This is a genomic window from Streptomyces sp. NPDC052109 (genome assembly GCF_040680195.1).
Lineage (GTDB): Bacteria > Actinomycetota > Actinomycetes > Streptomycetales > Streptomycetaceae > Streptomyces.
The window spans coordinates 374,037-399,657 of sequence record NZ_JBFAWF010000004.1 but is presented as its reverse complement, the minus strand read 5'-3'; the positions used below and the strand labels follow the sequence as shown (position 1 = coordinate 399,657).

24 protein-coding genes and 3 pseudogenes are annotated in these 25,621 nt (G+C 72.6%); 20 read left to right on the top strand and 7 right to left on the bottom strand.

The features are described 5' to 3' along the window. Positions 1-6 precede the first annotated feature (6 nt). From AB0L59_RS12760 to AB0L59_RS12700, 13 genes and pseudogenes are all read left to right on the top strand, one after another. Entirely contained in the window at positions 7-1,026 is a 1,020-nt protein-coding gene (locus AB0L59_RS12760; RefSeq protein WP_365582141.1) for an aldo/keto reductase, read from the top strand. A gap of 373 nt (positions 1,027-1,399) precedes the next feature. Then, complete coding sequence (locus tag AB0L59_RS12755; RefSeq protein ID WP_365582140.1) at positions 1,400-2,137, top strand: flavodoxin family protein; 738 nt, start codon at positions 1,400-1,402, stop codon at positions 2,135-2,137. Between the two features lie 200 nt (positions 2,138-2,337). Beyond that, complete coding sequence (locus tag AB0L59_RS12750; RefSeq protein ID WP_365582138.1) at positions 2,338-3,774, top strand: molybdopterin-dependent oxidoreductase; 1,437 nt, start codon at positions 2,338-2,340, stop codon at positions 3,772-3,774. Between the two features lie 2 nt (positions 3,775-3,776). Continuing rightward, positions 3,777-4,280: a hypothetical protein gene (locus AB0L59_RS12745; protein WP_365582206.1), complete on the top strand. Its 504-nt coding sequence runs from the start codon at positions 3,777-3,779 to the stop codon at positions 4,278-4,280. Beyond that, a complete protein-coding gene (locus AB0L59_RS12740; RefSeq protein WP_365582136.1) occupies positions 4,277-5,011 on the top strand; it encodes a class I SAM-dependent methyltransferase in 735 nt (244 codons plus the stop codon). Before AB0L59_RS12745 ends, AB0L59_RS12740 begins: the two co-directional genes overlap by 4 nt. Positions 5,012-5,280: 269 nt before the next feature. Continuing rightward, a complete protein-coding gene (locus tag AB0L59_RS12735) occupies positions 5,281-6,426 on the top strand; it encodes a molybdopterin-dependent oxidoreductase (protein WP_365582134.1) in 1,146 nt (381 codons plus the stop codon). Next, positions 6,423-6,836: a hypothetical protein gene (locus AB0L59_RS12730; RefSeq protein WP_365582133.1), complete on the top strand. Its 414-nt coding sequence runs from the start codon at positions 6,423-6,425 to the stop codon at positions 6,834-6,836. The genes AB0L59_RS12735 and AB0L59_RS12730 overlap by 4 nt, the downstream gene beginning before the upstream one ends. Before the next feature lie 180 nt (positions 6,837-7,016). Next, positions 7,017-7,739 (top strand): glycosyltransferase family 2 protein, encoded by a 723-nt coding sequence (locus tag AB0L59_RS12725; protein WP_365582132.1) that lies wholly within the window; start codon positions 7,017-7,019, stop codon positions 7,737-7,739. Next, a complete protein-coding gene (locus AB0L59_RS12720; protein ID WP_365582130.1) occupies positions 7,736-8,377 on the top strand; it encodes a DUF2064 domain-containing protein in 642 nt (213 codons plus the stop codon). Before AB0L59_RS12725 ends, AB0L59_RS12720 begins: the two co-directional genes overlap by 4 nt. A 104-nt stretch (positions 8,378-8,481) precedes the next feature. After that, positions 8,482-9,243, top strand: a complete 762-nt coding sequence (locus tag AB0L59_RS12715; protein ID WP_365582204.1) for a class I SAM-dependent methyltransferase — start codon at positions 8,482-8,484, stop codon at positions 9,241-9,243. Positions 9,244-9,353: 110 nt separating this feature from the next. Continuing rightward, a complete protein-coding gene (locus tag AB0L59_RS12710) occupies positions 9,354-10,730 on the top strand; it encodes a glycosyltransferase 87 family protein (protein WP_365582128.1) in 1,377 nt (458 codons plus the stop codon). After that, a complete protein-coding gene (locus tag AB0L59_RS12705; protein WP_365582126.1) occupies positions 10,709-10,891 on the top strand; it encodes a hypothetical protein in 183 nt (60 codons plus the stop codon). The genes AB0L59_RS12710 and AB0L59_RS12705 overlap by 22 nt, the downstream gene beginning before the upstream one ends. Before the next feature lie 21 nt (positions 10,892-10,912). Further along, a pseudogene (locus AB0L59_RS12700) lies at positions 10,913-11,099 on the top strand (pyoverdine biosynthesis protein PvcA); the annotation flags it as partial. Positions 11,100-11,209: 110 nt separating this feature from the next. On the opposite strand, the pseudogene AB0L59_RS12695 reads toward AB0L59_RS12700, so the two are convergent. Beyond that, positions 11,210-11,488 (bottom strand): annotated as a pseudogene (locus AB0L59_RS12695) (leucine zipper domain-containing protein); the annotation flags it as partial. A gap of 121 nt (positions 11,489-11,609) precedes the next feature. Here AB0L59_RS12695 and AB0L59_RS12690 point away from each other — a divergent pair. From AB0L59_RS12690 to AB0L59_RS12670, 5 genes and pseudogenes are all read left to right on the top strand, one after another. Then, a pseudogene (locus tag AB0L59_RS12690) lies at positions 11,610-11,796 on the top strand (L-tyrosine/L-tryptophan isonitrile synthase family protein); the annotation flags it as partial. 153 nt (positions 11,797-11,949) lie between these two features. Continuing rightward, a complete protein-coding gene (locus AB0L59_RS12685; protein WP_365582124.1) occupies positions 11,950-13,101 on the top strand; it encodes a lactate 2-monooxygenase in 1,152 nt (383 codons plus the stop codon). Between the two features lie 90 nt (positions 13,102-13,191). Further along, on the top strand, positions 13,192-13,872 hold the full coding sequence (locus AB0L59_RS12680; protein WP_365582122.1) for a TetR/AcrR family transcriptional regulator C-terminal domain-containing protein: 681 nt from the start codon (positions 13,192-13,194) through the stop codon (positions 13,870-13,872). Further along, the gene (locus tag AB0L59_RS12675; RefSeq protein WP_365582121.1) at positions 13,869-14,726 is read left to right on the top strand and encodes an alpha/beta hydrolase; all 858 of its coding nucleotides are present in this window, start codon (positions 13,869-13,871) and stop codon (positions 14,724-14,726) included. The genes AB0L59_RS12680 and AB0L59_RS12675 overlap by 4 nt, the downstream gene beginning before the upstream one ends. A gap of 79 nt (positions 14,727-14,805) precedes the next feature. Further along, positions 14,806-15,051: a hypothetical protein gene (locus tag AB0L59_RS12670; RefSeq protein ID WP_365582119.1), complete on the top strand. Its 246-nt coding sequence runs from the start codon at positions 14,806-14,808 to the stop codon at positions 15,049-15,051. A gap of 386 nt (positions 15,052-15,437) precedes the next feature. Here the strand turns inward: AB0L59_RS12670 and AB0L59_RS12665 are convergent, their stop codons facing one another. Further along, positions 15,438-16,031 (bottom strand): TetR/AcrR family transcriptional regulator, encoded by a 594-nt coding sequence (locus tag AB0L59_RS12665; protein WP_365582117.1) that lies wholly within the window; start codon positions 16,029-16,031, stop codon positions 15,438-15,440. Positions 16,032-16,118: 87 nt separating this feature from the next. Here AB0L59_RS12665 and AB0L59_RS12660 point away from each other — a divergent pair, with 87 nt between their 5' ends. Next, positions 16,119-17,357 (top strand): NADH:flavin oxidoreductase/NADH oxidase family protein, encoded by a 1,239-nt coding sequence (locus AB0L59_RS12660; RefSeq protein WP_365582116.1) that lies wholly within the window; start codon positions 16,119-16,121, stop codon positions 17,355-17,357. 131 nt (positions 17,358-17,488) lie between these two features. Here AB0L59_RS12660 and meaB read toward each other — a convergent pair whose 3' ends face one another. The 4 genes from meaB to AB0L59_RS12640 form a co-directional block, all read right to left on the bottom strand. Further along, positions 17,489-18,493 carry a methylmalonyl Co-A mutase-associated GTPase MeaB gene (meaB, locus tag AB0L59_RS12655; RefSeq protein WP_365582114.1) on the bottom strand — a complete coding sequence of 335 codons (1,005 nt, stop codon included), beginning with the start codon at positions 18,491-18,493 and terminating at the stop codon, positions 17,489-17,491. 6 nt (positions 18,494-18,499) lie between these two features. Next, entirely contained in the window at positions 18,500-20,674 is a 2,175-nt protein-coding gene (gene scpA, locus AB0L59_RS12650; protein ID WP_365582112.1) for a methylmalonyl-CoA mutase, read from the bottom strand. Further along, complete coding sequence (locus tag AB0L59_RS12645) at positions 20,674-22,473, bottom strand: methylmalonyl-CoA mutase family protein (RefSeq protein ID WP_365582110.1); 1,800 nt, start codon at positions 22,471-22,473, stop codon at positions 20,674-20,676. The genes scpA and AB0L59_RS12645 overlap by 1 nt, the downstream gene beginning before the upstream one ends. A gap of 85 nt (positions 22,474-22,558) precedes the next feature. After that, positions 22,559-23,068 carry a MarR family transcriptional regulator gene (locus AB0L59_RS12640; RefSeq protein ID WP_365582108.1) on the bottom strand — a complete coding sequence of 170 codons (510 nt, stop codon included), beginning with the start codon at positions 23,066-23,068 and terminating at the stop codon, positions 22,559-22,561. Positions 23,069-23,178: 110 nt separating this feature from the next. Here AB0L59_RS12640 and AB0L59_RS12635 point away from each other — a divergent pair, with 110 nt between their 5' ends. Next, the gene (locus AB0L59_RS12635; protein WP_365582106.1) at positions 23,179-23,694 is read left to right on the top strand and encodes a YceI family protein; all 516 of its coding nucleotides are present in this window, start codon (positions 23,179-23,181) and stop codon (positions 23,692-23,694) included. A gap of 9 nt (positions 23,695-23,703) precedes the next feature. Here AB0L59_RS12635 and AB0L59_RS12630 read toward each other — a convergent pair whose 3' ends face one another. After that, the gene (locus tag AB0L59_RS12630; protein WP_365582203.1) at positions 23,704-25,413 is read right to left on the bottom strand and encodes a hypothetical protein; all 1,710 of its coding nucleotides are present in this window, start codon (positions 25,411-25,413) and stop codon (positions 23,704-23,706) included. Between the last annotated feature and the right edge of the window lie 208 nt (positions 25,414-25,621).

The window sequence follows — 25,621 nt, the reverse complement described above, 5'->3', positions numbered from 1 at the left end:
AGATTCATGCAGTACCGACCGCTCGGCCGCACCGGCGTCCAGGTCAGCCCGCTCTGCCTGGGCGCGATGATGTTCGGCCCCTGGGGCAACGAGGACGAAACCGACTCGGTACGGATCATCCACCGAGCCCTCGACGCGGGCGTCAACTTCGTCGACACCGCGGACGTGTACTCCGGCGGCGTCTCGGAGGAGATCGTCGGCAAGGCGATCGAGGGCCGGCGCGAGGAGGTGTTCCTCGCGACCAAGTTCTTCATGCCGATGGACCGGGACGACCCCAACCAGCGCGGCGGCTCGCGGCGCTGGATCATGCGTGCGGTCGAGAACTCCCTGCGCCGCCTCGGCACCGACCACATCGACCTCTACCAGGTGCACCGCCCCAGCCCGGACACCGACGTCGACGAGACCCTCGGCGCCCTCTCCGACCTCGTCCACCAGGGGAAGGTCCGGTACATCGGCTCCTCGTCCTACTCCGGCTCCCAGATCGTCGAGGCCCAGTGGGTCTCCCGGGAGCGCCGCCTCGAGCGGTTCGTGACCGAACAGCCGCCGTACTCGATCCTGGTCCGCGGCATCGAGGAGGACGTCCTGCCCACGGTGCGCCGCCACGGCATGGGCACGCTCACCTACAGCCCCCTGGCCGGCGGCTGGCTCTCCGGCCGCTACCGCAAGGACAACACCTCCGGACCGGCCTCCGCGGCGCGCCCGCAGGCCCGCTTCGACCTGAGCAGCCCGGCCAACCAGCGCAAGCTCGACGCCGTGGAACAGCTCGCGGTCCTGGCGGAGAAGGCGGGCCTGACCCTGATCGAGCTGGCCGTCGCCTTCGTCATCAACCACCCCGGCGTCACCTCGGCGATCATCGGCCCGCGCACCATGGAGCAACTGGAAGCCTTCCTGCCCGCCGCCGACGTCACGCTCCCGGCCGACATCCTCGACCGCATCGACGAGATCGTGGCACCCGGGGTGACCGTCAACCCCGCCGACAACAGCTACGGCGACTTCGAGCTGCGAGTCGACCAGCGCCGACGCTGACACGATCCGGCGCCGATGCCGGGTTGATGCGGCCGGAGACGGTGACGCGCATTTGACGCTCCGGCCGCATGGGTGGCTCGACTGCGGGGGTGAGAGGGGGATGCGAGCGGGCCGCCTCGTTCACGGCGGAGCCGTTCAGCGCGTCGGCGAAGCGGATGTTCTCCTCGCCGGGAACCCCGAAGACGTACTCCACACCCCCGGCCCTCATCCGCCGCCGACGGAGGCGGCCGTGAAGGACACCGATGCCTCAAGCACGCCGGGGCCGTTCGGCGGCGTCGGGGTGGCGGCGGCCGCGGTCGGCCCGCACGCTGGAGCCGGACATGGACATGCGCCGCCGAGCATCGTGCTGCGCGGAGGGCTCTGGGAGGCCTGTGTGACCGCTTCGTCGCCCGCCACCGACGCACCCCCGGCTCGCTACGACGACCTGCGTACTCTGGTGATCAACTGCACCTTGAAGCGCTCGCCGGAGACGAGCAACACGCAGGGGCTGATCGACCGGAGCACCGCCATCCTGGACGCCCAGGCGGTACACGTCGACGTCGTCCGGGCCGTGGACCACGACATCGCCACCGGGGTGTGGCCCGACATGCGGGAGCACGGCTGGCAGACGGACGCCTGGCCGGACCTCTACCAGCAGGTCCTGGCAGCCGACATCCTCGTCCTGGCCGGACCCATCTGGCTCGGGGACAACAGCTCCGTGATGAAGCAGGTGATCGAACGCCTCTACGCCTGCTCCAGCCTGCTCAACGACGCCGGACAGTACGCCTATTACGGCCGCGTCGGCGGCTGCCTGATCACCGGCAACGAGGACGGCGTCAAGCACTGCGCCATGAACGTCCTCTACAGCCTGCAGCACCTGGGCTACACCATCCCTCCGCAGGCGGACGCCGGCTGGATCGGCGCGGCCGGCCCCGGCCCCTCCTACCTCGATCCCGGTTCGGGCGGTCCGGAGAACGACTTCACCAACCGCAACACCACCTTCATGACCTGGAACCTGCTCCACCTCGCCCGGGCGCTGAAGGACCTCGGCGGCATCCCCGCCTACGGCAACCAGCGCACCGCCTGGGACGCCGGCTGCCGCCGCGACTACGAGAACCCCGAACACCGGTAGGCCCACCAGCGGCCGGGTCGGCCGTGCCGGCGGGCAGTGGTTCCGCCGTTCGGCTGGAGACGGGTACCGGCTTGCACCTCGGGCACGGACAGCCCACCGGACCTGTGCCAGCTTGTAGGTGTCCTGTTTGCCCGGTACGGGTCGTGGCATCGGGGGCCGTCCTTTCGCGAGCGCGGCTCGAAGACTGGAGGAGACGGCCGATGGCTAGTGGCGGACGGTCACCGGGTTCGGCCCCGACCGGCGGGTCGCGACGCCGGAGACCGCAAGAGACGCCGGCGCCGAAGCGGCTGAAGCGCGTACGCGGCGCTGTGACCGCCGCCGCCGCCGCGGGCCGTGCGCGGACCCGTGCAACGGCGCAGCGTGCCGGGCAGCTGCCCCCGCCCCCGGGGCCGTTCCGTCCCGGATTCTGGCGCAGTCCGATCCGCGGGCCTTGGCTGACCTCGGTGTTCGGCCTGGTCCTCCTGATCGGCATTCCGCTGCTGTTCGTCACCGGACTGCTCTCCTACGCCTCCTACAACCCCGGGCTCGGCCCCCTCAACGACGAGACCCCCGACAAGGGCGTGCTGGGTTTCTACCTCTTCGCCTGGCCGACGCACCCGTACTGGCTCTACCGACTGCTCCAGGGCGTGCACGTGACGCTGGGCGTGGTGCTGGTGCCGGTCCTGCTGGCCAAGCTGTGGTCGGTGATCCCGAAGCTGTTCGAATGGCTGCCGGTACGCTCCGTCGCCCACGGCCTGGAGAGACTGTCCCTGCTGATGCTGGTCGGCGGCGTCATCTTCGAGTTCGTCACCGGCATCCTCAACATCCAGCTCTACTACGTCTTCCCGGGCTCGTTCTACCGCCTGCACTTCTATGGCGCCTGGGTCTTCATCGCCGCCTTCGTCGTCCACGTGTGCCTCAGACTCGGCCGGATGACGCGGGCCCTGCGCTCGCGCAGCCTGCGCGCCGAACTGCGCACCGACCTCGCCCACACCGTGCCCGAACCCCCTGATCCCGACGGCCTGGTGGCGGCCTCTCCCGCCCCGCCCACGATGACCCGGCGCGGCGCGGTGGGCATGGTGGGCGCGGGATCGCTGCTCCTCCTCGTCGTGACCGCCGGACAGAGCATCGGCGGACGGCTGCGCGCCACCGCGCTGCTCGCACCGCACAACCGCGATCCGGGCAGCGGCCCGAACAGCTTCCAGATCAACAAGACGGCGGCGAAAGTCGGCGTCACCCCCGCGCTCGTCGGCCCCGACTGGCGGCTGGAGGTGCACGGACGCGGAACGCCACGGGTCTTCACCCGCGAGCAGCTCCTGGCGATGCCCCAGCACGCCGCCGCACTGCCGATCGCCTGCGTGGAGGGATGGTCCACCGAGGACCAGCACTGGAGCGGCCTACGGCTGGCCGACCTCGCCGCCCTGGCCGGACTGCCCGACGCGGAGAGCGTCCTGGTCCAGTCCATCCAGCCCCCCGGCCCCTTCACCCGGGTGGTGCTGCGGGGCAACCAGATCCACGATCCTCGAGCGCTGCTCGCACTCCGCGTCAACGGCGCGGCCCTCTCACTCGACCACGGCTACCCGGCCCGCGTCATCGTCCCGGCCAACCCCGGCGTGAACAACACCAAGTGGGTCCACCGGCTCACCTTCAGGGCGTGACCATGGCTCCATTCATCCGCTGGTACGGCTCCGGCCCTCTCCACCTGCTCGTCCTGATCGCCTCGTTCGCCCTGACCGGCTACGCCATGCTGAGCCTGTTCGCCGTCCAGCCCTGGCAAGTGGCGATCTGGTTCGTGGGCGCGGCGATCCTCCACGACCTCATCCTGCTGCCCCTGTACTCGCTGGCCGACCTGTCGGCCCTCTCTGTACTGCGGCACCGGGCCGCCGGCAGACCGACGGTGCCGTGGACCAACTACCTGCGCGTTCCCGCCTTCCTGTCAGGTCTGCTCCTGCTGGTGTGGTTTCCCCTCGTCTTCCGCCTGGCGGTCCCCTACCCCGGAGACACCGGGCTGTCCGACAGCGTCTACCTCGGTCGATGGCTGGCGATCACCGGCGTGCTCTTCGCGGCCTCCGCGGTGGTCTTCGCGGTGAGACTGCGCCGCGTGCGCCGGGCCGGCCGCGGCGGCGAGAGCCGACCCGCCGCGGGGCAGGGCGCAGCACCGTGACGACGGACGAGGACGAGCTGTACGACGCCGACGAGGACCCCTACGCGCTCGCCCTGCGACCCGGCCGTGCACCGGTGTACCTACGGCTGGCCGACGGGCGCCGGATCCGGATGCCGGTGCACCGCTGGCACGAGCAGCCCACGGTGGCCGACAAGACCGTACTGGAACGCTGCGTCGGCCCCGTCCTCGATGTCGGCTGCGGCCCGGGCCGCATGTGCAGAGCACTCCTGAGCCGGGGAGTCTTCGCCCTCGGGGTCGACATCACGCCTCGCGCGGTCGCACTGACCACCGCGCTGGGCGGGCTCGCACTGTGCCGGTCGGTCTTCGACCGGCTGCCGGCCGAGAGGGGCTGGCAGACGGTGCTGCTCATCGACGGCAACATCGGCATCGGAGGCGACCCTCATGGCCTGCTGCGCCGCTGCGGCGGCCTCATCGCTCCCACCGGGTGCCTCGTCGTCGAGGTTGAAGCCGGCGACGTCGAAGAGCTGTGCAGCGCCCGGTTCGAGGACCTCCAGGGCCGGAGCGGTCCGTTCTTTCCCTGGGCACGGCTCGGACGGCGGGCGCTCCACAGGATCGCCGCCGACCTCGCCCTCGGCGTCATCGATCAGTGGACGAGCGGGCACCGCTGCTTTGCCGCCCTCGCCCACCGGGAGCCAACGTGTGACCGCCCTGACGCGGGCCCCGCAGTGACGGAAGCCGGCGGGACAGCGGTCGGCCGAGCCGGATCCTGACCTGCTCCCCTGCGCGACGTCGCTGCCCTCCGCGAGGCGGGTGGGGCGGGCTCAGGCGTCGCCGGGCGCTCCACGAGGACACCGCGACCCCACCGCAGACATGCGGAAGGAAGGTCTGTCCGCATCGAGTGAGAAGGCAGCGGCTTCGCCGCAGTGGCCAGGACGGCGACGGGTGGGGTTCCGCGGGCGCTGCGCGTGCCCCCCGGCCGCAAGACGTCCCTGTTCCGTAAGGCGGTCGGACGTTCCGTGGCGGCGTTCTCCCGGCTGGGATGGAGGGCATGAGATCGCGCTTCTTTCCGCCCGCGTTCAAGGGCAGGCTGCACGACGCCCGCACGGCGACCTCGATCGGGCGGTGGCTCGGCCTGGCGCTCGCGGTGTGCTTCTGCACCGGCTTGATCAGCCACTTCATGCAGCACCCGCCGGGATGGCTCGCGGGCGAGCTGCCGAGCCGCCCGGTGTGGGGCTACCGGTTCACGCAGGGGCTCCACGTCGCTTCCGGTATCGCGGCGATCCCCCTGCTGCCGGCCAAGTTGTGGACGGTGTATCCCCGGCTGTTCGAGTGGCCCCCGGTGCGCTCGGTGCGGCACGCCCTGGAACGGCTGTCGGTGGCCGTCCTGGTCGCGGCGGCCCTCTTCGAGCCGGCGACCGGCCTGCTGAACACCGCCCAGTGGTACCCGTGGCCCTTCTCCTTCGTGGAGGTGCACTACGCCGTGGCATGGCTGCTCGTAGGAGCGCTGGTACTGCACATCGCGGTCAAGGCACCCGAGATCGCGGCACACTGGAGCCGTCGCTCGCCGGGCACGCTGGCGCTTCCGGCGGAGGACGGCCCCGATCGACGTTCCCTGTTGGCGGCGGTGGCAGCGGCGGTCGGAGCCGTCACCGTGACCACGGTGGGGCAGTCCTTCACCCCGTTGAAGGACCTCACCCTCCTCGCACCCCGACACCCTGACCACGGTCCCGAGGGCCTGCCGGTCAACCGGACCGCGGCCGCGGCCGGCGTCGGCCTCGTCCACGCCGAGCGCTACCGCCTGACCGTGGCCGGACCGCGGCCGTACACGCTGACGTTGGACGACATGCGCGCACTGCCCCAGCACGAGGTCGAGCTGCCGATCGCCTGCGTGGAGGGCTGGAGCAAGTCGGCGCACTGGACGGGCGTGCGCGTCGTGGACCTGCTGGAGCGGGTGGGAGCCCCGGCCCACGCGCGGGTACGAGTGGTGTCGTTGCAGACCCGGGGCGGCTACCGGGTCTCCGAGATGGGCCATGAGCACGCCCGGGACCCGCTGACCCTGCTCGCACTGCGGCTGAACGGTCAGGAACTGTCGCCCGACCACGGTTACCCGGTGCGCCTGATCGCTCCGAACCGTCCGGGCGTACTGCAGACCAAGTGGGTCGGCCGGCTGGAGGTGCTGTCATGAGGCTCAACGTGCTGCGAGCGCTGGCCGGCATCGCCGGGCTGGCGCTGATGGGTGTCGGCGTGTCCCTGCTGCTGGACAGGCAGCAGGACCTGAGGGGTGTGCTGGAGTGGCTCGGCGGGGCGGTCGTGCTGCACGACGCGCTGATCGCGCCGCTGGTGCTGCTCGTCGGGCTGGTGCTGGTCCGCGGCGGAGTGCGGGGGCCGATCCGCGGGGCGCTGCTCACCGGGGGTGCCCTGACCGCGGTGGCGTTGCCGGTGCTGCTTCGGCCGGGGCCGCGGGCCAACCCGACGGTGCTGCCGCTCGACTACCCGCGCAACTGGTTGCTGACCCTGGTGGGCGTGGCCACGGTCACGGTTCTGCTGGTGGTGGCGAAGGGGGTCCGTCGCGGCAGACGGCGTCCACCTTCGTGACGACCGTGTCTTACGGGTGCCTTACGCACCCCGCCGGCTGCCGGCAGGCGGATCTCGCCCCTCGGCTGTCAGGGGGAGGGGCGGCGAACGTCAGAGATCCGTAAGGGCCGCCACCGACGTCAGAGATCCGTAAGGACGCCAAGTCCCTTATGTTCCTTTTGTGTTCGTAGGGTGAGTGGGGTGATCGAGACTTCCCCCTCTTCTCCTGCCCGGGTCGACGTGCTGCCCTGTCTGGACGAGGCCGAGGCCCCGCCGTGGGTGCCCGACCGGATCCCGCCCGGCCGGCGCGCCATCGTGATCGACAACGGTTCCACCGACGGCTCGGCGGACATCGCCCGCGCACTCGGCGCCCACGTGGTGACCGAGCCGGTGCGCGGCTTCGGCGCCGCCTGCCACGCCGGCCTGACGGCCGCCACCGCCGACGTCGTCTGCTTCTGCGACTGCGACGCCTCCCTCGACCCCGCCCTGCTGCCGGACATCGCCGCGCCCGTGCTCGACAGGACCGCCGCTCTGGTGCTGGGCCGGCGGCGCCCCACGACCCCCGAGGCGTGGCCTGTGCACGCCCGCCTGGCCGGCCTGGAGCTGGCCCGGCGCGTCCACAGGCGCACCGGGGTGCGCCTGCACGACCTCGGCCCGATGCGCGCCGTGCGCCGCGAGGCCCTGCTCGCCCTGGACCTGACCGACCGGCGCTCCGGATACCCGCTGCACATGGTGGTGCGCGGCGCCCACGCCGGCCGGCGGGTGCGCGAGACGGACGTGCCCTACCACCCGCGCACCGGCCGCTCCAAAGTCACCGGCACCTCGCGAGGCACCTGGCAGGCGGTGCACGACATGCGTGCCGTGCTCGCCGAGACGCCCGCCGGCACGACCGCCGTCGTCGGAGTGCGGGGAGGCGGACGATGAACCCCCCGCCCCCGGTGACCCTGTTGGTGATCGCCAAGGAACCCGTGCCCGGCCGCGTCAAGACCCGGCTCACCCCGCCGTGCACACCCCGGGAAGCCGCCACCCTGGCCGAGGCCGCCCTTACCGACACGCTCCACACCCTGCTGCGAGCGCCCGCACGCCGTCGCGTCCTCGCTCTCGAGGGCGCCCCCGGCCCCTGGTTGCCCCCCGGCTACGAGGTCGTACCTCAGAGCCCCGGCGACCTGGACGAGCGGATCGTCGCCGCCTTCGCCCACTGTGACGGTCCGACGCTCCTGGTCGGTATGGACACCCCGCAGCTGACCGTCGGCATGATCGCCGACGTCGGCCGGGACGGCCGCGATGCCTGGTTCGGTCCGGCCGCTGACGGCGGCTTCTGGGCACTGGGCCTCGCCGATCCCGCCCGGGCCGGTGCCGTGGTCCGCGGGGTGCCGATGTCGACGGACCGCACGGGCGCGATCCAGCGCAGCCGCCTGGCCGAGGCAGGCCTCGCCGTCACCGACCTGCCGGTACTGCGCGACGTGGACACCGCAGCCGACGCCGTCGCGGTCGCCGACCGCTGCGCACGGGGCTCCCGCTTCGCCACCGTCCTCAACTCGATGGCGGAGGTGGTCCGATGAGCGGGACGGCGGTCGGCATCGACCCCGCCCTGGCCAAGCGGCCGGAGCCGGCCAGGGCGGACTCCCGGGCGCAGAGCCCCACGGTAGCCGTGGCCAGGGACCACATGCCGACGCTCCCCGTACGCCCCACCGCGCCCGTGGGACCGGGCACCCCGTGGATCGACGATCCCTATGCCCACGCTCTGCGCACCGGACGCGGCCCGCTGTTCCTGCGCCGTCTGTCACACCCTGACCCGCCCGACGGGTTCGGCGAGGAGCACGTGCTGCCGCTGGACGTGGAGCGTTGGTGTGCACCGGCCGATGCGGCGGACACGAGCGTGCTGCGCCGATGTACGGGCTCTGTCCTGGACGTGGGTTGCGGACCGGGACGCATGGTGGCCGCGTTGGCCGCCCGCGGCGTACGGGCGTTGGGCGTGGATCTCAGCCGGGATGCCGTGAAGCGCACCCGGCGCAGTGGTGGCGCCGCCATCCAGCGGTCGGCCTTCGACCGACTCCCGGGCGAAGGCCGCTGGCGCACCGTGCTGCTGATGGACGGCAACATCGGCATCGGCGGCGATCCCGTCGCCCTGCTCCGCCGCATGCGCGAACTCGTCGCCCCCGGTGGGCTCCTGCTGGCCGAAGCCGCCCCGCAGGACGTGGACCAGCGCCTCACCGTGCGCGTCGAGGACGCCCACGGTCACCACGGGCGGCCGTTCCCCTGGGCCAGGCTCGGCACCACCGCGCTCCTGTACGCCGCAGACTCCGCCGGCTGGGTCCTGACCGGCAGGTGGACGGCCGAGGGACGCCCGTTCGTGGAACTGCGCCGACGGCGCGCGGATCACCCCGACGCGCGGCCCCCGATCACCGAAAGGCCCCACCACTCATGACCGACAGCGCCCCAACGCGTCGGTCGGCGTCCCGGCCCGCTGAGCCGTCGCCCGACTTGCCCGCAGAGCCGGTGAACCGCCGCGCCGGCCGTACGCGTACCACCCTGACGGTGGCGGTGCTCGTCGCGCTCTGCGCAGTGGTCATCGGCACCCTCCACGCCGGCGACAACCAGAGCGCCCCCGGCCGCCTGCTCGTGGGATACGCCATCGCCTGGGCACTGTTCGCCGCCGGGGCCTGGGCCGTGCGCAAGGTACCCGTGCGCGCCGCGGCCCTCCTGGTGCTCGCGGGCTCGGCCGCGGTCGCGCTCTCCGGCCTGGCGGCACCGCCCCGCACCAGCGACGACATGTACCGCTACGCCTGGGACGGCCGCGTGCAGGCGGCCGGCATCTCCCCCTACGCCCACCCGCCGGCCGCCCCCCAGCTCGCCCGTCTGCGGGACGAGTGGCTGTTTCCCACCCGTGGAGCCTGCGACGGCTGGGGGCTGAGGCGCACCGACAGCGGGGCGTGCGTCCGCATCAACCGGCCCACCGTGCCGACGATCTACCCGCCCGTCGCGGAGGGCTGGTTCTTCGCCGTCCACGCCCTGTCGCCACCTGGCACTCGGCACAAGCCGCTCCAAGTGGGCGGCGCGGTACTGGCGTTCGGCACCACCGTCGCCCTCCTCGCCGTCCTGCGGCGACGCGGCGACCCGCAACGGGCCCCTGCCCGGGCCGCACTGTGGGGCTGGTGCCCGGCCGTCCCCTTCGAGGCCGTCAACAACGCCCACATCGACACCCTCGGCGTCCTGCTCACCGTGCTGGCACTCGGCACCGCCACCGCCGGGGCGCGTCGCGGCGCCCTGCTCGGCGCGGCCGTCGCGGTCAAACTGCTGCCCGTGCTCGCGCTGCCCGGCGCCCTGTCCGGACAGCGCAGCGCGCGACGCACCGGGAGCGTGGCGGCGGCCGCGCTGGGCGCGGTCGCGCTCGCCTACCTGCCCTACGTCCTGCTCTCCGGCACCGGCGTCCTCGGCTATCTCCCCGGCTACCTGAACGAGGAGGGCTACGAACCCGGCAGCGTACGCCGCTTCGCCCTGCTACGGCTGGTCCTGCCGGACTCGGCCGCCGGAATCGCCGCTGTCGTCCTGCTCGCGCTGACGGCCCTGTTCGTGTGGTGGCGGGGCGACCCGGCACGCCCCTGGTGCGGTGCCCTCCTTGTGACCGGCACGGCCCTGCTGCTGTTCTCGCCCAGCTACCCCTGGTACTCCCTGCTCGTCATCGCCCTCGCAGCCCTGGACGGCCGCTGGGAGTGGCTCGCCGTCACCGTGGCCGGCACGGTCCTCTACCTCGCCGGGCGGCTGTTGCCCGGGTTCCCTTTGCAGGCATGGGCCTACGGTGCTGCCGCTCTCACTGTCGCACTGGGTGCCTGCCTGAGAGGCCTGAAGCCGACGCGGCCCCGGGAGTCCGGGTCGGGGCGAGCGTCGCTCCGGTGCGCTCCCCGAAGCGGCTGACGGTCCGCTGCGCCCAGGGATCCGGCAGCGGCCGCGCCGAAGCCGAACCGCAGGGCGACGCGGCGACCGGCGACGGCGAGGGCCTGGTCCGTGATCGCGAGGACCCGCTCGGTGTGCTCCGGGAACTCGGCTCCCGCGTCCGTGAGTTCGGCGTGCCGTGAGGAGCGGTCGAGCAGGCGGGTGCTCACGTCCAGGACCGCTACGCGCCCGCCCTGGACACGCTGCGCGCCGGGGTCCGCGCCGACGGCCACACCCTCGCCCTCTACGGGGCATCACCCTCTTCCTGGTCGAGGACACCGCCGACTGGACGGGCGCCCGTTCCGCCCTCCAGCGCGCCTGCCGGCGACGTGCCTAGGTGTACTGACCCGTGAGGTTGGGGACGCGGCTGGCGGGTGGTTGGCCCTTGAGCGCGGTGTGTCCGCGGTGGTGATTGTAGGTGTGCAGCCATGCGGGGAAGGTGTCGCGTCGTTCCTGTTGTGTGCGATGCGGGCCGGTCCCCACCGGCGCAGGACGCGGACCTTGATGATGCGGCGTTCGGTGCGGGTCGGGGTGCGACGCGGGCTTGTGCGCGGTCGGGAGGAACGGTCGCGCATCCCCGCCTCGCCGAACTGCCGGTAGCGGTCGGCCCACCGCTGAGCCGTGGTGGGCGAGACCTGGAAGCGTTCGGCGGCCCGGCGCACGGCCCAGCCCTCCTCGACCACGCAGCGGGCCAGGCGCAGACGGCCGGTCTCGGTCAGGGGTGCATTACGGTGGGGCACGAGGGCCTTTCTGGTCGCTGGTGCAGATGTCGCAATCCACACCAGGCCAGAAGGCCCTCACCCATTTCAAGATCTCTCAGCCGAGAACTGCGTCACCAACCTCCGTGGACAGAACACCTAGGGCGTCATCCGACGCAGCCGGGCCCGGGGTGCCCTGATCGCCGCACAGCACCCGCGCGCCGTACGCCTGTCCGTCCCCCCGACAGCCCACCGGTGCGCCGAAGTTCGGCAGCGGGCTCCTCGACGCCCCTGACGCCTGGACCACGCCGTGGCACTCCGCCGCACTCCACCGCTCCGACGGCACCTGGTGGGGACCCCAGGCCCCGGACCAGGTCGGCCCAGCAGCCCGGCTCGCAGCCGCCGACGGGGTGGGGGCAGGGCCCTTGTGCCATGCGTCCAGTGGACGCATAGTGGCCGTGTCCTGCTCGTCGGCCTTGCCCAGGGAGCCCCAAGGAGCCCTCTTGTCCCTCGCGGATTTCCAGAACGAGATCTACCTGGCCGGCCTCGGTGAGGTCGTCCCGGAGCTTCCGACCGATCTGCACCGGCTGGAGGAGGTGGCGCGGGCGCGGCTGACACCGCAGGCTCACGGGTATGTGGCGGGGGCGGCCGGGGCCGAGCGGACGGCCAGGGCCAACCTCGCCGCCTTCGACCGGTGGAAGATCGTGCCGCGCATGCTCCGCGACGTCGCCGACCGCGATCTCTCGACCACCGTCCTCGGGACGGAGATGCCCGCCCCGGTGATCGTCGGCCCGGTCGGCGTGCTGCGGATCCTCCACCCCGACGGCGAGCTCGCCGTGGCCCGCGCGACCAAGGCGCTCGGCGTCACGATGACCCTCTCCACGGCCGCCTCGACCACCATGGAGGAGGTCGCCGCCGAGGCCGGGCCGCGCTGGTTCCAGCTGTACTGGCCTAAGGACCGCGAGCTGGCCGCCAGTTTCGTGCGGCGGGCCAAGGAGTCGGGTTACACCGCCCTGGTGGTCACCCTCGACACCTTCTCCATGGCGTGGCGGCCGCGCGACCTCGACCGGGCCTATCTGCCGTTCCTCCAGGGGATCGGCGTGCAGAACTACTGGAGCGACCCGGTCTTCCAAAAGGCGATCGGAGGGCCGGTCACCGACGACAACCGCGACCGGGCGGTGCTGCACTGGGTGGCCAACTTCGGTGATCCCCGCCTTACTTGGGATGACCTCGCGTGGCTGCGGGAGGAGTGGGACGGCCCGATCGTACTCAAGGGCATCCAGCACCTCGACGACGCCCGCCGCGCCGTGGACGCGGGTATGGACGGGATCGTGGTCTCCAACCACGGGGGCCGTCAGGTGGACGGGGCGATCGCCTCCCTGGAGGCGCTGCCCGCGATCGCCTCCGCGGTCGGCTCGCGGATCACCGTCCTGTTCGACTCGGGGATCCGCTCGGGCGCCGATGTCGCCAAAGCCCTGGCGCTCGGCGCGGAAGCCGTCATGATCGGCCGCCCCTACGCCTACGGGCTGGGCCTCGCCGGCGAGGACGGCGTACGGCATGTGCTGCGTTGCCTGATGGCCGAGCTCGAGCTCACCCTCGCCCTGGCCGGCCGGTCCACGCTCGCCGACGTCGGACGGGACCTGCTCGACGGCTGAACGCGGCGTTCCGTCACAAGGGGCTGCCGTAGCCCTGGGCAGAACCCCGCGTGCTTGCCACTATGCGTCCAGTGGACGCATAGTGGCGGTATGCGGGCGGGATCGGCGGCATGGTGGCGGGGGCGGTACGCGGCGCGGGAGCGGCAGCGGCCACGGGCGGGCGGCCTCGAGCTCGGGCGGATCACCCAGGTGGCGCTGGAGATCGTGGACGCCGAAGGCCTCGCGGCGCTCACCATGCGCAGGGTGGCCGAGGAGATGGGCGTACGGCACACCTCGCTGTACCGGCACGTGGCCAGCAGGGACGAGCTGTTGGTGGAACTCGTCGACCATGTGCTGGGCGAGGGCCTGGCGCCGGAGACCGGCAGAGGGTGGCGGGCCGATCTGGAAGAGGGCGCGCGGCAGTTCAGGCGGATTCTGCTCGCGCACCCCGCGGTCGTTCCGCTGCTGACCATGGGGCAGCTGCTGGGGCCCAACGCCCTGCGGGCCCGGGAGACCGGGCTGGGCCTGCTGATCCGGGCCGGATGGGAGCCGGCGCAGGCCGTCCAGATCTACCTGACCGTCGCCCACTTCGTCATCGGCACCGCGCTGCTGGGCACCGGTGGCGCGGCGCGCGGCGTCGGGGAGCGGACCGCGATGACGGAACTGTTCGCCGGGCTGCCGCAGTACCCGGTGGTCCGGCAACTCGCCGAGCCGCTCAACCTCCCCGACGGCGACCAGGAGTTCGCCTTCGGCCTGAACGCTCTGCTCAACGGTATCGGAGACCCTCGATGACTCCTGGACCCCCGACGACTCTCGCCGACTGGACCGCCGGCGGCACCACGGTCGAACTCAACGGGCACCGCCTGTTCGTCCGCCAGGACGGCGCGGGCAGGCCCGTGACGCTGGTGCACGGCTTCCCCACCTCCTCCCACGACTGGGCGATGATCGTCCCGGAGCTGGTCGCGGCCGGCTGCCGGGTGACCGCCCTCGATCTGCTGGGGTTCGGGCAGAGCGCCAAGCCGCGTCACCACCACTACTCCGTCCATGAACAGGCCGACCTGGTCGAAGCCCTCTGGCGGCATCTGGAGATCGGCGAGACCGCGCTGGTCGCCCACGACTACGGCGTCTCCGTCGCCCAGGAGTTGCTGGCTCGTGACCCCGGCCGGATCACCCGCACCGCCCTGCTGAACGGCGGCCTCTACGCCGACCTGCACCGCCCGATCCCGGCGCAGCGCCTCCTCCACAGCCGCGTCGGCCCGCTGCTGGCCCGGCTCACCGACGAGAAGAGGTTCACGGCGAACCTGCGCAGCGTCCTGGCCAGACCCGTCCCGGACGAGCTGCTGCACGACATGTGGACGTCCGTGGTCCGCGAGCGGGGCCATCACCTGGCCCCGCGTCTGCTCCGCTACATCGACGACCGCCGCGCCCACTTCCACCGCTGGACCGGGTCCCTGGAGCAGTACGAGGGGCCGCTGCTGTTCGTCTGGGGCCCCGAAGACCCCGTCAGCGGAGCCCACGTCCTGGACCGCCTCCGCCGGCGACGCCCGCACGCGACGTTCGCCGTGCTGGCCGAGGTCGGCCACTATCCGCAGGTCGAGGCCCCCGAGGAGACGGCCGCGGCACTGGCCGCCTTCCTCAGGGCCTAGCCAGGCTCTGGCTCCCGCGCGCGGGTTCGCCGGCCGGTGGCTGTTGCCGGGCCGGGGAGCGGCGCCGACGATGTGGACCATGAGTGAATCGGAGGGCCGCAAGGGCCATGGCGCGGGCCTTCGGCGCATTGCCGCACGGTGGGCCAGGCACCACAGGGAGGCCGTCGCGCGGAGGGAAGAGGAGGAACTGGACCGGGACGCGGACAACGCGAAGTTCGATCTCGGTGCCGACATAGCTCATCCGACGTCCGGGCACTCCCCGGCCGGCTTCGACGTCGAGGCCGACATCGGGCAGGACAAGGAGCCGCCGGAGCTGCGGGGGTAGCCGGGCGGTGCCGCTGGGCGGTCGAGCGCCGGGGCGACGAGGGCGTGGCGAGCCGGTTTGTCGTCCGTGGCCGTGAGGAGTGCGGGTGCCGGCCCCCGTCGGCGCGGCGCGCAGCCGGCTCGGCCGGGACGGGGCGACGACGGCCCATGCGCTGATGCCGACCGCCACGCAGACGCACGACGACGTCTGCGCGCCCCCGACCAGAGCAGGCGCGAGGCCGTGGCGACGCCGGAGGCCGTCGAGCGTGGCGCCCTGCCCCCGGAGACCTCCCCGGGTCACGTGGGCCCGGCCGCCACCTCACCACCTCGTGTTCCGCGGGGAGCGGAGGGATCCGGCGGCTCCGGGCGCTCTTCCCCGGACCGCGGCACCGGGCACACCGGCCGGGCTCAGGTGCCGTCCGGACCGGCCGTGGTGAGCGCCGCGCGGACGGCGGCGCGGACCCGGGCGTCGACCGCGTCGGGGTCGGCGGCGTCGAGCTTGCCGTCGAGGTGCAGGAACGCCAGGCCGTGGACCAGGGCCCAGACCGCCGTCGCCAGGGCATCGGGGTCGGCGGCGCCGGGGAAGGCGTGCTGGACGAGCGTCGTGACGTACGCGGAGACGGCGGCCGTCGCGGCGGCGCGCTCCTCGTCGGCGGGATCGCAGGGCTCCGCGAACATCACCCGGAACAGTGCCGGATGCGCGAGCGCGAACCGGACGTAGGCGACGCCGACTGCCGCCAGATCGTCCGGCGTCGCCGGTGCCGGGTGCGCCGCGGCCAGGAACCCGGCGAGTTCGGCGTAGCCCTCCGCCGCGACCGCCGAGAGCAGCGCCTCGCGGTCGGCGTAGTGGCGGTAGGGGGCGGTGGGAGAGACACCGGCCCGGCGGGCCACCGCGCGCAGGGAGAGCCCCGCGCTGCCGTCCTCCTCCAGCAGCTCCCGGGCCGCGCGCAGGCACCCGGCCCGCAGGTCGCCGTGATGGTACGGGCCGCTCGGGTTCGGCATGGAGCACCTCATGAAGTTGACGCTGCTTACATTGCCGCCCTAATGTGAGCGGTGCATACATTCTAGCGGGGGAGTGGAGGTCCCGAGATGTCGAGTGCGTTGTTCTCACCGTTGCCCCTGCGTTCCGGGGCGGTCCTGGGCAACCGGATCGCCAAGGCGGCCATGGAGGAGGGGATGGCCGGCGCCGGGCAGACGCCGGACGGGCGGCTGCTGTCGCTGTACCGGCGCTGGGGCACGGGTGGCGCCGGACTGCTGATCACCGGCAACGTCATGGTGCACGCCGAGGCACTGACCGGTCCCGGCGGCATCGTGCTCGACGAGAAGGCGCCGCTGGAGCCGTTCACCGCGTGGGCGGAGGCCGGCAGGACGGGCGGCGCGGCGATGTGGATGCAGATCAACCACCCCGGCCGGCAGGTCCAGGCCGACATGCCGGGCGTGGTGTGGGGGCCGTCCGACGTGGGTGTCGACATCGGCAGGCACAGCAAGCGGTTCGGGCGGCCCGTCGCCATGACCGCCGAGCAGATCGAGGCCACCGTGGAGCGGTTCGCGGTGACGGCGGCGCGCGCCGAGCGGGCCGGCTTCGACGGGGTGGAGATCCACGCCGCCCATGGCTATCTGCTGTCGCAGTTCCTGTCTCCGCTGGTCAACCGGCGCACCGACGCCTGGGGCGGCCCGCTGGAGAACCGGGCCCGGATGCTGCTGGACGTCGTCCGCGCGGTCCGCGCCCGGGTGGCGCCCTCCTTCGCCGTCGCCGTGAAGCTGAACTCCGCCGACTTCCAGCGCGGCGGCTTCGATCTCGACGACGCACGCCGGGTGATCGCGCTGCTCGAACCGCTCGGTGTCGACCTGGTGGAGCTGTCCGGCGGCAGCTACGAGAGCCCGGCCATGTCGGGCCGCCCGGCCGACTCACGCACCCGGGCCCGCGAGGCCTACTTCCTGGACATGGCCACGGACCTGGTCGCCACCAGCCCGCTCCCGCTGATGCTCACGGGCGGGATCACCCGACGGGAGACCGCCGAGAAGGTCCTCGCCGGCGGGGTCGCGCTCCTCGGCCTCGGTACCGCCCTCGCGGTCACCCCCGACCTTCCCGCCCGCTGGCGCGAGGGCCGCGAGGCGGACGGCCGGCTGCGCGCGGTGACCTGGCCGGACAAGACCCTCGCCGCGGCGGCCGGCATGGCGCTGGTCCGCCATCAGATGCGCCGTCTCGCCCGAGGCGCCGAACCGGCGACCGGCACCCGCCCGGCCCGCGCGCTCGTCTCCGACCAGCTCGTCCAGCGCCGCGCGCTGCGCCGCTACCGGTCGTGGCTGTCCGAGACGCGGCGCTGAAGGAGCCTCGCGGCGCCGAGGGAGCGGCGCGGCGCCCGGGGGAGAGACACGGCACTGAAGAAGAGGCGCGGCCCGCCGCGTTCGGCAACGCGGCGGGCCGGACCGGGTGGAACCGGCTGAACCGGCCGGACTCAGGCCCCGGCCGGGGGAGTCGTGCGTTCCTCGAACGCCTCCAGGATGCGCTCGGCCGCCAGCGTCGCGGTCAACCGGCCCTCCCGGACCAGCCGTTCGAGCTCCGGAGCGGCCGCGCGTACCGCAGGGGCGGCGTGCAGCCGGCCCAGCAGCTCGTCGCGGACCATCGCCCAGGTCCAGCCGACCTGCTGGTCGCGCCGCTTCTCGGCCAGCCGACCGCTGGAGTCGAGCAGCGCACGGTGCCGTTCGAGGCGCTCCCACACCAGTTCCAGGCCCGTCGAGTCGCGGGCGCTGCAACTGAGCACCGGCGGCGTCCAGAACGCCTCCTTGCCGTGCATCAGCCGGAGCGCGCCCGCCAACTCCCGTGCCGCCGCCCGGGCGTCGCGCTCGTGCGGACCGTCCGCCTTGTTGACGGCGATCACGTCGGCCAGCTCCAGGACGCCCTTCTTGATGCCCTGCAGCTGGTCGCCGGTGCGGGCCAGGGTCAGCAGGAGGAAGGAGTCGACCATGTCGGCGACCGCGGTCTCCGACTGGCCCACGCCGACGGTCTCCACGAGGATCACGTCGTGGCCCGCCGCCTCCATCACCACCATCGACTCCCGGGTGGCCTTCGCGACCCCGCCCAGCGTGCCCGCGCTGGGGGAGGGCCGGACGAAGGCGTTCGGGTCGACCGCGAGGCGTTCCATCCGGGTCTTGTCGCCCAGGATGGAGCCGCCGGTACGGGTCGAGGAAGGGTCCACGGCGAGGACGGCGACGCGATGCCCCAGCGAGGTCAGCAGCGTGCCGAACGCGTCGATGAACGTCGACTTGCCGACCCCCGGCACCCCGCTGATGCCGATCCGCCGCGCCCGGCCGCTGTGCGGAAGCAGCTGGGTGAGCAACTCCTGCGCCAGCGCCCGGTGCTGCGGCCGGGTGGACTCGACGAGCGTGATGGCGCGGGCCACCAGGGCCCGCCTGCCGTCGAGCACACCCTTCACATACGTGTCGAGATCGATCGCGGCCATGCGGGGCTACAGGTCGTGGCCGAGGTCGGCCGACAGCCGCTTCACCAGGTCGTGGGCGGCGTCCGGGATCACCGTCCCGGGCAGGAACACCTCCGCCGCGCCCATCTCCCGCAGCGTCGGCACGTCCTGCGGCGGAATCACCCCGCCGACCACGATCATGATGTCCTCGCGGCCCTCCTCGGCGAGCTTCTCGCGCAGCGCCGGGACGAGCGTGAGGTGACCGGCGGCCAGCGAGGACACCCCGACCACGTGCACGTCCGCCTCGACCGCCTGCCGGGCGACCTCCTCGGGCGTCTGGAACAGGGGGCCGACATCGACGTCGAAGCCCAGGTCGGCGAACCCGGTCGCGATCACCTTCTGGCCGCGGTCGTGGCCGTCCTGGCCCATCTTGGCGACCAGGATGCGCGGCCGGCGCCCCTCGGCCTCCTCGAAGGCGTCCACCAGGGCCCGGGTGCGGTCCACGGACGGGGACCGGCCTGTTTCGTTGCGGTACACACCGGAGATCGTACGGATCTGGCTCGCGTGGCGGCCGTACACCTTCTCCAGGGCGTCGGAGATCTCGCCGACGGTCGCCTTGGCGCGGGCCGCGTGGACGGCGAGCTCCAGCAGGTTCTCCTTGCCGTCGGCCGCCCGGGTGAGCGCGTCCAGGGCGTCCCGGCAGGCCTGCTCGTTCCGCTCCGCCCGCAGCCGCCGCAGCTTCTCGATCTGCTGGGCGCGTACGGCGGAGTTGTCGACCTTCAGTACCTCGATCTGCTCGTCGTTCTCGACGCGGTACTTGTTGACGCCGATCACCGGCTGCCGCCCGGAGTCGATGCGGGCCTGGGTGCGGGCCGCGGCCTCCTCCACGCGCAGCTTCGGAATGCCGGCGTCGATGGCCTGCGCCATGCCGCCCGCCTGCTCGACCTCCTGGATGTGCGCCCACGCCTTGCGGGCGAGGTCGTACGTCAGCCTCTCCACGTACGCGCTGCCGCCCCACGGGTCGATGACCCGGGTGGTGCCCGACTCCTGCTGGATGAGCAGCTGGGTGTTGCGGGCGATGCGCGCCGAGAAGTCGGTCGGCAGCGCGAGCGCCTCGTCCAGGGCGTTGGTGTGCAGCGACTGGGTGTGGCCCTGGGTCGCCGCCATCGCCTCCACGGCCGTACGTGTGACGTTGTTGAACACGTCCTGCGCGGTCAGCGACCAGCCCGAGGTCTGCGAATGGGTGCGCAGGGACAGGGACTTGGTGTTCTTCGGCTCGAACTGTGAGACGAGTTTGGCCCAGAGGAGCCTCGCCGCGCGCATCTTGGCGATCTCCATGAAGAAGTTCATGCCGATCGCCCAGAAGAAGGACAGCCGCGGCGCGAACGCGTCCACGTCCAGGCCCGCTTCCCGCCCCGCCCGGATGTACTCGACGCCGTCCGCGAGCGTGTACGCCAGCTCCAGGTCGGCCGTCGCGCCCGCCTCCTGGATGTGGTAGCCGGAGATGGAGATGGAGTTGTAGCGGGGCATCTTCTGCGAGGTGTACGCGAAGATGTCGGAGATGATCCGCATCGACGGCTTCGGCGGATAGATGTAGGTGTTGCGGACCATGAACTCCTTCAGAATGTCGTTCTGAATGGTCCCGGCCAGCTTCTCGGGCGGTACGCCCTGTTCCTCCGCCGCCACGATGTACAGCGCCAGCACCGGCAGGACGGCGCCGTTCATCGTCATCGACACCGTCATCCTGTCGAGTGGGATGCCGTCGAACAGCTGCCGCATGTCGTAGATCGAGTCGATGGCCACGCCCGCCATGCCGACGTCACCGGTCACGCGCGGGTGATCGCTGTCGTAACCCCGGTGCGTGGGCAGGTCGAAGGCGACCGACAGGCCCTTCTGACCGGCCGCCAGGTTGCGCCGGTAGAACGCGTTGGACTCCTCGGCGGTGGAGAAGCCCGCGTACTGTCGGATCGTCCAGGGCTGGTTGACGTACATCGTCGGGTACGGGCCGCGCAGATACGGCGCCATGCCCGGGTAGGTGCCCAGGAAGTCCAGGCCCTCCAGGTCACGGCCGGTGTACAGCGGCTTGACCCCGATGCCCTCCGGGGTCTCCCACAACGGCTCTTCGCTCCCGGTCGCCCGCGCGACGGCCGCACGCCACTGATCGGCACTGCCGTCGGCGACCGGCGTCCCCAGCTCGATGCCGGAGAAGTCGGGGATTCCCATCAGGACACTCCCATGCGGTCGAGGGTCGCGGACAGCACGTCCACTGCGTCGCAACCCGCGAAGACGTAACTGTCGATGCCGGCGTAGTCGCCCCGGCCCGCGAGGAACACATGGCGGGCGCCCGCGGCGCGCAGGGCCTCGGCGGTCTTCTCGGCCTGCTCGGCGTAGAGCGCGTCGCTGGAGCACAGCACGGCCTCGGTGGCGCCGCTGTCCGCGAAGCCGCCCTCGGTGACCGGCTCGATGCCGCCCGCCTGGAAGAGGTTGGCGGCGAAGGTGGCGCGCGCGGTGTACGCGGCGGCCGAGCCGAGCGTGGCCAGGAAGACGCGGGGGCGGCTGCCCGTCGCGGCCAGGTGGGCGTCGGAGCGGGCGCGCAACTGCTCGTACGCCTCGTCCCGGCGCACCCGAGGCAGCCCGCCGGACGGCGGCTCGGGCGCCCTCTCGCGCTCCACCGGCTTCTCGGCGAGCAGCGGGAACTCGCTGACACCGGTGATCGGCTCGCGCCGCTTGGCGAGCTTCTTGGAGCGCTCCGCCCAGGTCGTCGCGAGATCGGTGCGAAGCCGGCCGGAACGCAGCACGGCCGCCTGGCCGCCGTCGCGCTCGACGGTCCGGAAGAACTCCCAGGCTGCCCGGGCCAGTTCGTCGGTGAGCCGCTCCACGTACCAGGAGCCGCCCGCCGGGTCGATGACCCGGGCCAGGTGGGACTCCTCGATGAGGATCGTGGAGGTGTTGCGGGCGATCCGGCGGGCGAACGCGTCGGGCAGGCCGAGCGCGTGGTCGAACGGCAGCACGGTCACGGAGTCGGCACCGCCCACCCCGGCGGCGAGCGTCGCGACGGTCGTGCGGAGCATGTTCACCCAGGGGTCGCGGCGGGCCATCATCACCGGCGAGGTCACTGCGTGCTGTACCTGCGCGCCCGGGGCTCCGCAGACCTCGGCTACCCGCGCCCACAGCCGGCGCGCGGCGCGCAGCTTGGCGATGGTCAGGAACTGGTCGGCGGTGGCCGCGTAGCGGAACTCCAGCTGTCCGGCGGCCTGTTCGACACTCAGCCCCGCCTCGGTGAGCTCCCGCAGATACGCCACGCCGGTGGCGAGGGAGGCGCCCAGCTCCTGCGCGGCCGAGCCGCCCGCCTCGTGGTACGGCAGCGCGTCCACGGTGAGGGCGCGCAGCCCGGGGTACTCCCCGGCGCAGCGCGCGGCCAGGGCGGCGTACGGCGCGAAGTCCAGGGCGGTGCCGGTCCGGGCCTCGTGGCCCAGCGGGTCGCCGCCCAGGTTGCCGCGGGCGGCCCCGGCCTCCACGCCCTTCTCCGCGTACAGCCGCAGCAGCGCCTCGGCGGCCGGCTCGGTGTCCCGGCCGGCGTCCAGGACGACAGGCGCGAGGTCGAGGTAGACACCCTCCAGCGCCGGCCCCAGTCCGTCCACCGGGATGCCGCCCTCGCCCAGCACCAGCCACAGCGAGGTGCCGCCGTTCTCCAGGTCGGCCAGGACGGCGTTCTCCGTGAGGGCGGTGTGCCGCTGCCGTACGTCCCAGCCGCCGGCGGTGTTGCCCTCGGGGCGGCCGCCGCGCACATAGGGGGCGAAGCCCGGCAGACCGGGGTCGGGCGCGTCGTCGCGCGCGGTGTAGAGGGGCCGGGTGCGCAGCCCGTCCTCCAGCGTCGTGGACAGGGCGTCCTCAGCTGCCGCGCCCGAGACTTCCTTGCCCGACTTGCGGAGCACGCCCTCGACCAGGCGTTGCCACTGCTCGTGCGTCGCGTCAGGGAACTCGGCGGCCAGTGAGAGCCCGTCGTCAGGCAGGACCGTCATGGCTCGGACTCTAGGGCAGCACACTGAAGCGGGAGTGAACAAAGGCCTGTGAGGTTTCTCCACTTGCGCGTGTGACCTGCGCCGCTCAGCCGCCGGAGGGCTCGCCGTCCGGCTCGCGCGACTGCGGTACCAGCGCGCCCATGGCGGCGCGCTGGTCGGGGCCCATGGAGTCGGCGAGGGCCTGCCGGACGGTCCCGGCGAGCAGGGCGGAGGTCTCACCGAGCAGGTCGCGCGCCTTGTCGGTGAGAGTCACCTGCACGCCGCGCTTGTCGCCGCAGACGGACCTGCGCGCCACCAGGCCGGCCCGCTGGAGGCACGCGATCTGGTAGGTGAGCCGGGTCTTGGGGCGGCCGAGGAGATCGGCCACCTGGGTCATGCGCAGGCCCGTGCGGGGCTGTTCCGCCAGCAGGCACAGGATCAGGAACTCGTCGTGGGAGACGTCGAGGGTCTCCTTCACCACCGACCGCATCCGCTGCTCCACGGCGCCCGTGGCGGCCAGCAGGATCATCCACGCGCGCAGCTCGTCGGGCAGCAGACCGCTTCCCGAGGCGGGACATTCGAACTGGTCGGAGGGGTGCGCGTCGGAGGCTGACATGGGTTGAGTCTACCTGTTGTCCAAATTTGAATGAGCGGGTTGTTCAAATTTGGATGAGGCGCTAGCGTGATGTCATTCAAATTTGGACCATCGATCCCGGGAGTACGACCATGACCGTCGCCGTGGAAACAGGCACCTGGCAGCTCGACGCGACCGCGTCCACCGTGGGTCTGCGGCACAAGACCCTCTGGGGCCTGGTCACCGTGAAGGGCGCCTTCGCCACCGTCGGCGGCTCCGGCGAGGTGCGGCCCGACGGCTCGGCCACCGGCACCGTGACCCTGGACGCCGCTTCCCTGGACACCAACCACGCCAAGCGGGACACCCACCTGCGCTCGGCCGACTTCTTCGACGCCGACAACCACCCGGAGATCACCTTCGCGGTGCGCGGTGCCGACCGTCTCGACGGCGACCAGGTGCGGATCACCGGTCAGCTGACCGTGCGGGGCGTCTCCCGGCCCCTGTCCGTCACGGCGCGCCTGGGCGACGCCACCACCGACGCGCTCACCCTGGAGACGGAGTTCAGCGTGGACCGTGACCAGTTCGGCATGGGCTGGAACCAGCTCGGGATGATGCGCGGCCTGACCACCGTGACGGCCAGGCTGCGCTTCACGCACGTGCAGCCGTGAGCCGCCCGCTCAGCCCTTGATGCCCAGATCGGCCCGGCTGACGTCGATCGTCGAGAGTGTCTGCGGGGTCGCCGTGAAGGCGCGCAGCCGGATGTGCGTGCTCTTCTTCACGGGCAGCGGGAACCCGCCCTTGGGTGCCCGCAGCACGACGGTCGCCGTGCCGTGCGCGGGGATCGTGGCCGGGCCGTGCGCCAGCGACCAGTACCGGCTCATGCCCTGGCCCGTCGTCAGCATGTAGTGCGGGGTCAGCGCGGCGCTCCCGGTGTTGGCGACCCGCACGGTCAGGGTCGACAGGGAGCGCTTGGAGCCGTGCCGTTCCGCCGTGATGTCCATCCGCAGCGGCGGCTTGCCCGTCACCGCGAGGGTCGCGCTCACCAGCGCGGGCAGCATCAGCAGCACCACGCCCGCGGTCAGCGCGGGCCGGCGGCGCCGGCCCGTCAGCCATCGGGGCCGCGGCTGCCACGCGTTCCTGAACTCCGACAGGGGCACGGTGATCGCCGCCGCCAGCCACAGCGGCGTGTACATCAGGTAGTAGCCGTCCTGGGACCGGGTCGCCAGGTAGAAGGCGCACCAGGGCAGCACGGTCGCGGCCGGGCCCAGCCGGCGCACGAACAGCACGAACAGCGCCAGCAGGGCCGCGGCGAGCAGCATGCTCGCGTGGCCGTACCAGTCGAGCCGGTCGCTGCCGTGGGTGAAGTACAGCGAGATGTCGACCAGGCCCTGCCCGTGCAGCACCGCGCCCTGGGTCAGCGGCAGGGCGATGCCCCGCAGCCACGGCCCTGGCTCGCTCACCATGAGGTACGCGTTGATCAGCAGCCATGTGAGGACCGCGATCCCGGTGATCCGCAGTATCACCCGCGTGGCCTGCCGGCCGCCGAGTTCCCCACGGCGTACCGCGTAGATCCCTGCCAGCAGGAACGGGGTGACGAACCAGGGGAGTTGCTGGGCCGCGCACGCGGCGCCGAGACACACGGCCCGCGCGATCCCGGCGGGGCCCAGCCGGCCGCCGGCGCCGAACCGCGGCCAGCGCACCACCACCGGCACCAGCAGGACCAGGCCGACGATCGCGGGGTAGCCCTGACGGGCGTACATCGGCAGGAAACTGAAGCCCAGGCAGACCATCGTGGCCGCGGAGCGCCACGGAGCGGGCAGCAGCCGCCACAGCAGGACCGTGCCCAGGATCAGGACGACCGTCACCGCCGCCGTCGCCGGGGCGCCGTTGTGGCCGAGCCACAGGAACGGCATGGTGAGCAGCGGCGCGAGCGGCGGATACCCGTAGGTGAAGTCGTAGCCGCCGGTCGTCGTCGCCGTCAGGGCGACACCCTTGATGCGGAAGAGCCATGGCCACGGCTGGTCGTACACCTGGTGCCCGTGGAGGATCTCCTTCGCGGCCTGTGTGGTAAGTACCGCCTCGTCGCCGCCCGCGTGGTTCAGCGCCCAGGTGCACAGGGTCAGCGCGATCGCCGTCACGAGCACGATCACGTCCAGACGCGCCAGCGAGCGGGCACGGCGGACCGTCAGCGTGAGCACGCCGGTCACCAGGATCGAGGCGTAACAGACGGAAATGACGGCGGCGAGCACCAGTTGGTGCGTGGCCGCCTGCGTCCACACCGAGCGCGTGCCGATGAACAGGCTGACGTCGGCGAGCAGCGTGAGTACACGGTGCCACTGCGCGGGCGGCTCGTGGAGCTGCGCGCGGGCAACCGGAACGGCGGACACCGCCGACTGCGTCCGCCGGCCGGGTGTCACCTGCTGTGTTTCTGCCAACTGCACGGCACTGGACGCTAACGGCAACCGGTGAGCGGGACGAGGCGGCATGTGAAGAGTCCGGTATGAGGGCGGTAAGAAGCGGGCGTAATCGTACATGTGCCGCAGGTCGCTCCCGGCGCGGCGCCACCGGATCCGTCGCGCAGTGTGTCGCTGTTGG